A 10,509-nucleotide genomic window follows, 5' to 3' on the forward strand; every position below is an offset into this window, starting at 1 on the left:
ATATATTACTTTTTATTATAATTATTAACGTTAAATCACAATAACCGATTACAAAAGTGAATAAACGAATTTCCTATTTAGCATCTTTATAATTCTCTTATCCCTACTAACACTTCATTATCCAGCTTTTTCGCTGCCCGAAGATCATATGTTTTTTCATATGTTGGTTCAATTGCAAGTTTTGCTCCATAAAACATAACATCACGCACTTCTTGCACATTTACTTCTATTACAGTTAATTTTAGAGAAATACCTTCCATTCTATCTGTCAAAATTTCACCTGCACCACTTATAGAAAATACGGATTCATTCGCCATTATAGTCAATACCACACCTGTATTATGCCGTATATTTTCCACAATACGTGAACGTTGATCTACTGCAAATCGAATACTAGTTTTACTCACTGCATACACCCAAGAAATAGCACTTACGTTAGGAACTTGCTTTTCGAAATCTGTCGTTGCTATCATAACAATACACTCTTTACGCAACGTTTGTACTAAATCCTCTGTTAAGGTAGGCTCTACTACATTCGCCATATTTTCACCTCCAAACATACTTGGTATATCCTTATCATAACTTATTTTTTGAATTGCGAAAATATTATTTTTTCCCACTATTATTCAAAAACATTATACTTCCATGATATACTTATACTGATAGAATTCGTATTGAGGTGACGAAATGAGAGTCAAATGTATGATTTGTGATAAAAAAGATATGTTAGATGATGAAAATCCTATGGCAAAAAAACTGCGTAATCGCCCTATTCATACATATATGTGCATGGAATGTTCGGAACGAATTGCAGAGCGTACAATGGAACGTCATGCAAGTGGTAATTTCCGATTATATCGTGATAAAAAAATCGAAGATGATTGGTAAAATGTAAATAAGTCCTTACTCATATAGATAAGGACTTATTTATATTTTTCTGGTTCACGATTCATCTGATCCAAAAAACAATCAATGGCTTCTAACGGAAACCTTGCAGATTTCCGTTCTCCATTCATTTCATATGTAATTAAATACATTTCCTCGTTCTTTTCGACTTCCACATTTCTTAATTTATGTTCTTCATATATCATATTTTGAAATAACAAATATGTTTCTTTTGCAGCACTATCATCTGGGCGTGCTTCCGCAACTGTTTTAATTGTTAACCAATTATATAGTGCATCTTGTACTGAACGCATGAAAACTCCCCTTCCTTATCCTGCTTTTTGTTGTTTCGCTTGACGCAAACGCAATCTATAAATTCCAAGTACAATTGCCGCTACAACAAGTCCTTCTCCAACAGGTAAAAACACAGCAAAAAAGGTTAATACTGTGCATCCAATTGCTAATGATATGTATATCACAATATTTTTTAGTACAGACAACTTTCTAGCAAATCCTAAATTATAAACGAGAGCACTTAATATAATAATCGTCCCATAAAGTAACCACATTCCTAACTCTGGATTTTCATCTACCTTACACAATTTTGCAAAAAAAGACATCCTTTCTAACACACTCTTCCCCCCTAGCAGTAAAATGCAATTTTCTTTATACACTTAATACAAGAGTAACTCGCAAAAAAAATACTGTCCACAAAAATGAGTAAATATTCTAAAAAATAAACAAAATAAAAAAACAACGCCCTTTATAAAGGGCGTTGTTTTTTTATTTTTACGCTTCAACAGATTTCTTTTTCTTAGCAGCTCTTTCGCGCTCACTCTTATCAAGAATCTTTTTACGTAGACGAATTGATTCTGGAGTTACTTCACAGAACTCGTCATCGTTTAAGTACTCTAATGATTCTTCTAAAGTCATTAGGCGTGGTTTCTTCATTGTTGAAGTTTGATCTTTCGTCGCAGAACGAATGTTAGTTTGTTGTTTCATTTTCACAACGTTAACTGTTAAGTCGTTCTCACGAGTGTGTTCTCCTACAATCATACCAGCATATACTTCTGTACCTGGTTCAACGAAGATTACACCACGGTCTTCAACTTGCATAATACCGTATTGTGATGCTTTTCCTGTTTCAAGTGAAACTAGAACACCTTGACGACGTCCACCAACTTGTCCAGCGTGTACTGGTTGGTAGCAATCGAATGTATGGTTTAAAATACCGTAACCACGAGTTAATGTTAAGAATTCTGTTGTGTAACCAATTAAACCACGTGCTGGAACCATGAAAGTAAGGCGAACTTGACCGTTTCCGTTATTCACCATATCTAACATTTCACCTTTACGTGCACCCATAGATTCCATAATAGAACCAGTGTATTCTTCAGGTACATCAATTTGTACACGCTCTACAGGCTCACATCTTACGCCATCAACTTCTTTAATGATTACTTCTGGCTTAGATACTTGTAATTCATAACCTTCACGACGCATGTTTTCAATTAAGATAGATAAATGTAGTTCCCCACGTCCAGATACGATCCACGCATCAGGAGAATCTGTATTATCTACACGTAAACTTACATCTGTTTCTAATTGTGAACGAAGACGCTCTTCAATTTTACGAGATGTAATGTATTTACCTTCACGACCTGCAAATGGGCTGTTATTTACAAGGAACGTCATTTGTAGTGTTGGCTCATCAATACGTAATAATGGTAATGCATCTTGATGTTCAACTGGACATACTGTTTCACCTACGTTAATGTCTTCCATACCAGAAACGGCTACTAAGTCCCCTGCTTTTGCTTCTTCAATTTCTTGACGTTTTAATCCCATGTAACCGAATAATTTCGTTACGCGGAATTGCTTCACGCTTCCGTCTACTTTCATTAAAGCAACTTGTTGTCCAACCTTCATTGTACCGCGGAATACGCGACCAACTCCAATACGTCCAACGTAGTCGTTGTAATCAAGAAGTGCTACTTGGAATTGAAGTGGCTCTTCGCTGTTATCAATTGGTGCTGGAATATGTTCGATAATTGTATCGAATAATGATTTCATATTCTCTTCTTGATTTGCTGGGTTTGAATCTAAGCTTGCTGTTCCGTTCATTGCTGATGCAAATACAACTGGGAACTCTAATTGATCTTCGTTTGCACCAAGCTCAATGAATAAGTCGATTACTTCATCAACTACTTCATCTGGACGAGCGAAGTCACGGTCAATTTTGTTTACAACTACGATTGGAGTTAAGTTTTGCTCAAGAGCTTTCTTTAAAACAAATCGTGTTTGTGGCATACAACCTTCATATGCATCAACAACAAGTAAAACACCATCAACCATTTTCATGATACGTTCTACTTCTCCACCGAAGTCAGCGTGACCAGGTGTATCTAAAATGTTAATTCTTTTATCTTCATAGTGAATCGCTGTATTTTTCGCTAAAATTGTAATACCGCGTTCTCTTTCTAGATCATTTGAATCCATTGCGCGTTCTTCAACGTGTTCGTTCGCACGGAAAGTCCCCGCTTGACGTAATAACTGGTCAACAAGTGTTGTTTTACCATGGTCAACGTGGGCAATAATTGCTATATTACGTAAATCTTGTCGTTTTTTCAACATGTCCAACTCCTAATGTCTTTTTAATCCTTCTCTATTATAAGAGCGAAGGGGATACAATAGCAATTAAAATAAAAGCAAGAATGAAAATATAGTTGTATTCTTACTTTTGTGAAAGTAAAATGAGATTGGAGGGTGAAGAAATGGAACACATTCAATATCGCTTTTTATTAACTGCAATTATCGGTGTTATTTTCTTAATCGGTATCGGCATTATGATTGCTGAAAATAGTCCAATCGGTATTATTATTTGCATTATCGGCACATTTGTTACAGTTGGATACGGTTTTGTAACAAAAAGAAAAATGCGCAAATCACAATAACGCTAAAAAGTAAGAAGCTTATACACAGCCTCTTACTTTTTTTGTTGCTCTCATATAAACGATAACACTTCTTCATACACTCCTGGTTTTGCAACTAACACACTGCTCTTCTCTATGATAGAAAGTGGCGCTCCAGAGAATGTCGTCACCTTACCTCCAACTTCTTCTACAATTATCTTTCCTCCGCCAAAATCCCATGGTGATAATCTCGGCGTTACATATGCATCTATTCTTCCTGTTGCAACGTATACCATCTCTAACGCTGCACAGCCATATGATCTTGTGCCTCTTGCTTTCTTAACAAGTGCCATCATACTTTCCATATTAAGCAATGGATTATCTGTAAGCCATATCGCATTTAAAGCTACAATACCTTGCTCTACAGTTCCTTTTTTCAGTGGAGGAATTGATATATCATTACAAAAAGCTCCAGATCCCTTGACTGCATGATATAGTTCATCATGCACTGGATCATATATAAGTCCAATCTTTCCGATACCGTTCTCATAAATCCCAATTGAAATCGCAAAATTTCTTTTTTGATGAACAAAGTTCATCGTGCCGTCAATTGGATCAATTAACCAAACAACCCCGTCAGAAGACGTTATCTCGTCTCCATAACCCTCTTCTCCTAAAATATTATGATTCGGGAATGTTTCTTTAATTTTCCCAATTAAAAACTGTTCTATCTCTCGGTCCATATTTGTAACTAAGTCAGCTGCATTTGATTTTGTTTCTATAATAAGTGCTTTTTTCATTGATGCCATTAAATGCTCTCCTGCATCCCGAATCCACCGTTTGGCGTGTGCATCAATGTCTTTCCATACTTCTTGCATGTTTAAACACTCCGATCTATACTGTTCACAGAAAAAACGAACCCTTTATAAGGTTCGCACCAACTAATTTTTTATACATATACTATTATTACGCTTCTAAACGAATCATTTCAAGTCTTAACACTTCTAACTTTTGTACACACTCTTCTTTTTTCTGTTTGTCATCTTCCATCATCGCATCATATAAAGTTGCTAATTCATAATCTAGCTCCAAACGTAGCACCGGTATTCTCTTTTCAGCATCTGTTCTCTTTAACGCATTAATCACCTGTCTCATATTATTTGCCTCCTCCCAATATTCGTCTGCCCTCGGACTAGAATTAATTCAATTTTCTGATTTTTTGTTTTATACTATACTATGTTGGATAAATCATCTATGCAACAAAATTATATTTTTTTATTTAAATTTTTTTGTGCTGTTTTTTTTATGAATAGTACAAGCTATGCTAAAATAAAAGCAAAATAGGAGTTGGAGGAACAATCATGACAATACAAACATTCAAGTCAACTGATTTTGATGTCTTTACAGTTGATGGTCTCGAAGAACGAATGAGTGCAATTAAAACGAACATTCATCCTAAGCTAGAAGCTTTAGGGGAACAATTTGCAGAATACTTATCCAAACAAACTGATGAGAACTTTTTTTATCATGTTGCAAAACACGCACGCCGCAAAGTCAATCCACCAAACGATACTTGGGTTGCTTTTTCAACAAATAAACGAGGATATAAAATGCTACCGCATTTCCAAATCGGCTTATGGGGTACTCATGCCTTCATATACTTTGGTTTAATCTATGAGTGTCCACAAAAAGTTGAGACGGCTCATGCCTTCTTAGAACATTTAAATGATTTAAAAACAAATATTCCAAATGACTTCGTTTGGTCCATTGACCATACTAAACCAAGTGTGAAATTACATAAAACACTTGAAACCGAAGACTTACAAAAGATGATTGAACGATTAGCTACTGTAAAAAAAGCAGAATTATTAGTTGGTATTCATATATCACCAGAGGAGTTTTCAGCAATGACCAACGAACAATTCCTTGCTAAGATTGAATCTACGATGCAATCACTCCTTCCTTTATATGCACTGTGTAATCGATAGTAGAAAACGGACAATTTATATTGTCCGTTTTTAGTTGTTATCACATTATATCACTTCAGTTTTTATTTTTCAAAATATTTTTTACATTTTTACGAGCTTTTGTTCTTCGACTTCTTTTGCCCTTTGAATAGCACGATATATAGAGTATCCACTTACTTCTTGAAATTCTTTATCAATTTTCTTTTCTTCTGCTTTCGATGGAACAATCTCTTTAAAACGACGATATAAACCCATTAACTCTTCTCTTATAATCCCTTTTTCATAAGCTTTCTCAATCGCTTCATAAAACTTAACAATTGTAACCATTTCCTCATTTGACCAATCATAATCTAACGGATATTGATATTCCATTTCGCACCTCATTTATCATTTCTTCTTGTTTCATTATGCTATCTTAAAGAGAATATTTTATTCTTCATTATAGCCACTCTGCATTATACACTATTTATTCATTTTAATGGAATTGTCTTCCTCTATTCATTAGTTGAGGCTAACTATTAAACATACTCACCTTAAAAACATTTTTTTCTATACATCTATAATTATTGGTGATATAATGCTTTTGTTTTATAGAAAATAAAGTGAAGCTACCATCTCAAAAACGATTTTTTGAATGGCAGAAAAACAAGCCTTATTCTAAAAAAGGCTACACTTTTTTAGAGCAGGATTATATAAAACAAATTACACTAAATATTATGAAGAAGAAGGGGTGTATAGATTGTCCCAATACGAAACACCATTGTTTACCGCTTTAGTTGAGCACAGTAAGCGAAATCCAATTCAATTCCATATTCCTGGTCATAAAAAAGGACAGGGCATGGATCCTACATTTCGCGAATTTATTGGGCATAATGCATTAGCAATTGATTTAATTAATATTGCGCCACTCGATGATTTACATCATCCAAAAGGTATGATTAAAGAAGCACAGGATTTAGCAGCCGCTGCATTCGGTGCAGATCATACTTTCTTTTCTATTCAAGGTACAAGTGGCGCTATTATGACAATGGTGATGAGCGTTTGCGGTCCTGGTGACAAAATCCTAGTACCACGAAACGTGCATAAATCAGTAATGTCAGCTATTATTTTCTCAGGTGCAAAACCGATTTTCATGCATCCTGAAATCGATCCGAAGCTCGGTATTTCTCATGGAATCACAATTCAATCTGTCAAAAAAGCACTTGAAGAGCACTCAGATGCAAAGGGCTTACTTGTTATTAACCCAACGTACTTTGGGTTTGCTGCAGACTTAGAACAGATTGTACAATTAGCACATTCTTATGACACCCCTGTACTAGTCGACGAGGCTCATGGTGTTCATATTCATTTTCACGATGAATTACCTATGTCAGCGATGCAAGCTGGTGCGGATATGGCAGCAACAAGTGTTCACAAGTTAGGAGGCTCTTTAACTCAAAGTTCTATTCTTAATGTGAAAGAAGGCTTAGTGAATGTAAAGCATGTCCAATCTATTATTAGCATGCTTACAACTACATCAACTTCTTACATCTTGTTAGCATCCCTTGATGTTGCGAGAAAACGTCTTGCTACAGAAGGAACAGCACTCATAGAACAAACAATACAATTAGCTGAGCATGTTCGTGATGCTATAAATTCTATTGAGCATCTTTACTGTCCTGGAAAAGAAATGTTAGGTACAGATGCTACCTTTAACTATGATCCTACAAAGATAATTGTATCTGTAAAAGATTTAGGTATTACCGGCCACCAAGCTGAAGTATGGCTTAGAGAGCAATATAACATTGAAGTAGAACTCTCAGATCTATACAACATACTATGTCTTATCACTTTGGGAGATACAGAAAGTGATACAAATACACTTATTGCAGCTTTACACGATTTAGCAGCAACATTTAGAAATAGGGCAGATAAAGGTGTTCAAGTACAAGTAGAGATTCCAGAAATTCCAGTGCTAGCACTTTCTCCTCGAGATGCTTTTTATTCGGAAACAGAAGTCATCCCATTTGAAAATGCAGCGGGTCGTATTATAGCTGATTTTGTTATGGTTTATCCGCCAGGGATTCCAATCTTTACTCCGGGGGAAATTATTACACAAGAAAACTTAGAGTATATTCGGAAAAACTTAGAAGCAGGTTTACCTGTACAAGGTCCTGAAGATATGACATTACAAACATTACGTGTTATTAAAGAGTACAAGCCTATCAGTTGATAGGCTTTTTTTTCACCTTTTTTCCTTTTCTTCATACGATACTTAAGAATGTAACGTATAGGTGGGGATACTATTATGATTGTAATAGGCCGTTCTATTGTACATCCTTATATTACAAATGAATATGAGCCATTTGCAGCAGAGAAACAACAAATTTTATCAATAATGGCAGGAAATCAAGAAGTTTATTCCTTCCGAACAGCTGATGAACTCAGCTTTGATCTCAATTTACGAGTTAATATTATTATCTCTGCACTAGAGCTTTTTCAAAGTGGATTTCAGTTTCGCACATTTCAACAATCCTTTTGCAACCCCCAGTATTGGAAAAGAACATCCCTTGGAGGATTCGAGCTTCTTCCAAACATACCATCTTCTATTGCCATACAAGATATTTTTAAAAATGGAAAACTATATGGAACTGAATGCGCAACCGCTATGATCATTATTTTTTATAAAGCTTTACTATCATTGTATGAGGAAGAAACTTTCAATCGTCTATTTGCAAATCTTTTACTTTATACATGGGACTACGATCAAGATCTAAGGCTCATAACAAAAAACGGTGGCGATCTTGTTCCAGGTGACCTCGTTTACTTTAAAAACCCACAAGTGAATCCAGCTACGATTGAGTGGCAAGGAGAAAACACAATCTATTTAGGAAATTTCTTTTTTTACGGACATGGCGTGGGTGTAAAAACAAAAGAAGAAATTATTTATTCATTAAATGAACGAAGAGTCCCTTACGCTTTTATTTCAGCTTTCTTGACCGATACTATTACCCGTATCGATAGCCGTATAATGAGCCAATATGCTTCTTCTAGTACACCACAGACATCCATAAGCTTTATTCCAATTAGAGATGATGCAATCGTTGCAACAGTTGGTCATACAACTACAATTTATTAAAAAAGCGCCTACACATGTAGGCGCTTTTTCTTATTATTAAGCTTTTGTATGTTCTTTATGGTCACATTCGCAATGAGATCCACATTTCCCGTATAGTACTGTTGATTTTTCATCTTCAAAATGTCCAATTGTTCCTTCACATACTTGGCATACGATTGTTCCCATTTTCATTTCCCCCTGAGTTTTAATAGTAATCTATTTATTTATCATTAAGCTTTCGCATTATCTTTTCTAGCACAGTCACAATTTGTTCCAAATTTTCCGTAAAGTACCGTCGTTTTCTCATCTTCAAAATGTCCGATTGTTCCTTCACATACTTGGCATACGATTGTTCCCATTTTCATTTCCCCCTAAGTTTATGGTCCTAAAAACTTTTAGCTGTCCATTTCCTATCAATTATTGGGCTTTTGTATGCTCTGTGTGATCACATCCGCAAGATCCACATTTCCCGTAAAGTACCGTTACTTTCTCATCTTCGAAGTGTGCAATTGTACCTTCACAATCTTGACATACGATTGTTCCCATTTTTCATTTCCCCCTAAGTTTATAATCCCAAAAACTTTTTGTAACCGCTTAACTTTCTGTCTTTATTTTAATATGTTATACTTTTTACGTCAATAGGTTTTTAGTATAACACATTAAATATTTTTAATTTAAATTAGTATGCGATATTAAAATAAAAAAACAGCCATATTTATAAGTACGACTGTTTCACATTAATTATTCTTCATATTCCGCATGTAAAGAAGTTGACGGAACTAGAAATTTGAAAAACTGAGCTAACTCCTTTGCTTCCTCTTCTGATCCTAATTTAAAAATCTCCTGTATATATTGAACATTCTCTACATCATCTCGTCCGAGTAAAGTAGACCTTCCTGTTTGCATACAAACAATGAGCGGCTTTCCAAAAAACATATTTGTATAAATAACACCAAAATCATAACGTGTATCATGTGTCATAAACCCTAAAAATCGTACCTTCACACTTTCATGCTCATCATACAATTTTTCAAACATTGGTTTCCACCTTTCTACATCACGTTTCATTAATAGTATATTAAACAAAACATGTAATACTCCTTTTAATTGTCAAAAAATTCAGTAGGATGTAGAATGATAGTATTCTACTAAGCTAGGGGGAACTTATATGCAACACGCCTTTATTACGCTTGTACCGAAATCCAACCAACAATCAGTTTCAATAGATGATATAAAACAACTTTTTCATTATTATAAAACAGTTACTTCTAAAACTGGTGCCCAAATTAATTACACGTATACAAATACCGCTTTTCCTTATGAAATTTTAGATACATCTACAACAACATTAAAACTTCAATCCACTCACGACCGGTATGACTCAATTTATATTGGTGTTGGTATAGAAAATGAACAATCTTTCATCCAAGTTTCTTTACCACCTAATGCAACATTTGGTGACAAAGGGAAAGCAAATGAATTTTGCCGTTTTTTAGCGAAGAAATTAGAAGGAGAGTTACAATTATTTAATGGAAGAACAATGTATTTTTATAAACGCTAATTTAAAAAATAGATAATATGATTAAAAATAATATACAATTCGAACATGTAAGAAATAAAGCTTGCTTTCTTACGTGCAATACAAAAT

17 protein-coding genes are annotated in these 10,509 nt (G+C 34.7%); 6 read left to right on the plus strand and 11 right to left on the minus strand.

The window, feature by feature from the left end; genetic code table 11:
- Positions 1–86 precede the first annotated feature (86 nt).
- Positions 87–542: a pyridoxamine 5'-phosphate oxidase family protein gene (locus ABWK52_RS24675; RefSeq protein ID WP_000024597.1), complete on the minus strand. Its 456-nt coding sequence runs from the start codon at positions 540–542 to the stop codon at positions 87–89.
- Positions 543–687: 145 nt separating this feature from the next.
- On the opposite strand from ABWK52_RS24675, the gene ABWK52_RS24680 reads away from it, so the two are divergent.
- Complete coding sequence (locus ABWK52_RS24680; RefSeq protein ID WP_002082250.1) at positions 688–888, plus strand: YlaI family protein; 201 nt, start codon at positions 688–690, stop codon at positions 886–888.
- Between the two features lie 35 nt (positions 889–923).
- On the opposite strand, the gene ABWK52_RS24685 is transcribed toward ABWK52_RS24680, so the two are convergent.
- The 3 genes from ABWK52_RS24685 to typA all read right to left on the minus strand — a co-directional run bounded on the left by ABWK52_RS24685 (position 924) and on the right by typA (position 3,519).
- Positions 924–1,199: a hypothetical protein gene (locus tag ABWK52_RS24685; RefSeq protein WP_001258147.1), complete on the minus strand. Its 276-nt coding sequence runs from the start codon at positions 1,197–1,199 to the stop codon at positions 924–926.
- Between the two features lie 15 nt (positions 1,200–1,214).
- Positions 1,215–1,517 (minus strand): YlaH-like family protein, encoded by a 303-nt coding sequence (locus tag ABWK52_RS24690; protein ID WP_000893662.1) that lies wholly within the window; start codon positions 1,515–1,517, stop codon positions 1,215–1,217.
- Between the two features lie 157 nt (positions 1,518–1,674).
- A complete protein-coding gene (gene typA / locus ABWK52_RS24695) occupies positions 1,675–3,519 on the minus strand; it encodes a translational GTPase TypA (RefSeq protein ID WP_000914762.1) in 1,845 nt (614 codons plus the stop codon).
- 140 nt (positions 3,520–3,659) lie between these two features.
- Between typA and ABWK52_RS24700 the strand changes: the two genes are divergently transcribed.
- Complete coding sequence (locus tag ABWK52_RS24700) at positions 3,660–3,839, plus strand: DUF5325 family protein (RefSeq protein ID WP_000400127.1); 180 nt, start codon at positions 3,660–3,662, stop codon at positions 3,837–3,839.
- Positions 3,840–3,889: 50 nt separating this feature from the next.
- On the opposite strand, the gene ABWK52_RS24705 is transcribed toward ABWK52_RS24700, so the two are convergent.
- Positions 3,890–4,675 (minus strand): inositol monophosphatase family protein, encoded by a 786-nt coding sequence (locus ABWK52_RS24705; protein WP_001158702.1) that lies wholly within the window; start codon positions 4,673–4,675, stop codon positions 3,890–3,892.
- A gap of 88 nt (positions 4,676–4,763) precedes the next feature.
- Complete coding sequence (locus ABWK52_RS24710) at positions 4,764–4,952, minus strand: hypothetical protein (RefSeq protein WP_001250164.1); 189 nt, start codon at positions 4,950–4,952, stop codon at positions 4,764–4,766.
- Between the two features lie 206 nt (positions 4,953–5,158).
- On the opposite strand from ABWK52_RS24710, the gene ABWK52_RS24715 reads away from it, so the two are divergent.
- The gene (locus ABWK52_RS24715) at positions 5,159–5,785 is read left to right on the plus strand and encodes a YktB family protein (RefSeq protein ID WP_000155317.1); all 627 of its coding nucleotides are present in this window, start codon (positions 5,159–5,161) and stop codon (positions 5,783–5,785) included.
- Positions 5,786–5,866: 81 nt separating this feature from the next.
- Here the strand turns inward: ABWK52_RS24715 and ABWK52_RS24720 are convergent, their stop codons facing one another.
- Positions 5,867–6,136, minus strand: a complete 270-nt coding sequence (locus ABWK52_RS24720; RefSeq protein ID WP_000456552.1) for a UPF0223 family protein — start codon at positions 6,134–6,136, stop codon at positions 5,867–5,869.
- 367 nt (positions 6,137–6,503) lie between these two features.
- Between ABWK52_RS24720 and speA the strand changes: the two genes are divergently transcribed.
- Complete coding sequence (gene speA, locus ABWK52_RS24725) at positions 6,504–7,976, plus strand: arginine decarboxylase (protein WP_141537367.1); 1,473 nt, start codon at positions 6,504–6,506, stop codon at positions 7,974–7,976.
- Between the two features lie 75 nt (positions 7,977–8,051).
- Positions 8,052–8,882 carry a protein-glutamine gamma-glutamyltransferase gene (locus ABWK52_RS24730; protein ID WP_000635342.1) on the plus strand — a complete coding sequence of 277 codons (831 nt, stop codon included), beginning with the start codon at positions 8,052–8,054 and terminating at the stop codon, positions 8,880–8,882.
- Between the two features lie 36 nt (positions 8,883–8,918).
- Here ABWK52_RS24730 and ABWK52_RS24735 read toward each other — a convergent pair whose 3' ends face one another.
- From ABWK52_RS24735 to ABWK52_RS24750, 4 genes are all read right to left on the minus strand, one after another.
- Entirely contained in the window at positions 8,919–9,047 is a 129-nt protein-coding gene (locus ABWK52_RS24735) for a GapA-binding peptide SR1P (RefSeq protein ID WP_000536796.1), read from the minus strand.
- Between the two features lie 44 nt (positions 9,048–9,091).
- On the minus strand, positions 9,092–9,220 hold the full coding sequence (locus tag ABWK52_RS24740) for a GapA-binding peptide SR1P (RefSeq protein ID WP_141537366.1): 129 nt from the start codon (positions 9,218–9,220) through the stop codon (positions 9,092–9,094).
- A 58-nt stretch (positions 9,221–9,278) separates the two neighbouring features.
- A complete protein-coding gene (locus ABWK52_RS24745) occupies positions 9,279–9,407 on the minus strand; it encodes a GapA-binding peptide SR1P (RefSeq protein WP_000536778.1) in 129 nt (42 codons plus the stop codon).
- A 195-nt stretch (positions 9,408–9,602) separates the two neighbouring features.
- On the minus strand, positions 9,603–9,899 hold the full coding sequence (locus ABWK52_RS24750; RefSeq protein WP_000462038.1) for a DUF3055 domain-containing protein: 297 nt from the start codon (positions 9,897–9,899) through the stop codon (positions 9,603–9,605).
- A gap of 130 nt (positions 9,900–10,029) precedes the next feature.
- On the opposite strand from ABWK52_RS24750, the gene ABWK52_RS24755 reads away from it, so the two are divergent.
- Positions 10,030–10,422 (plus strand): DUF1885 family protein, encoded by a 393-nt coding sequence (locus ABWK52_RS24755; RefSeq protein WP_001163302.1) that lies wholly within the window; start codon positions 10,030–10,032, stop codon positions 10,420–10,422.
- Positions 10,423–10,509 lie beyond the last annotated feature (87 nt).

The sequence above is a fragment of the Bacillus sp. AP50 genome (assembly GCF_040492675.1).
GTDB classification, from domain to species: domain Bacteria; phylum Bacillota; class Bacilli; order Bacillales; family Bacillaceae_G; genus Bacillus_A; species Bacillus_A cereus.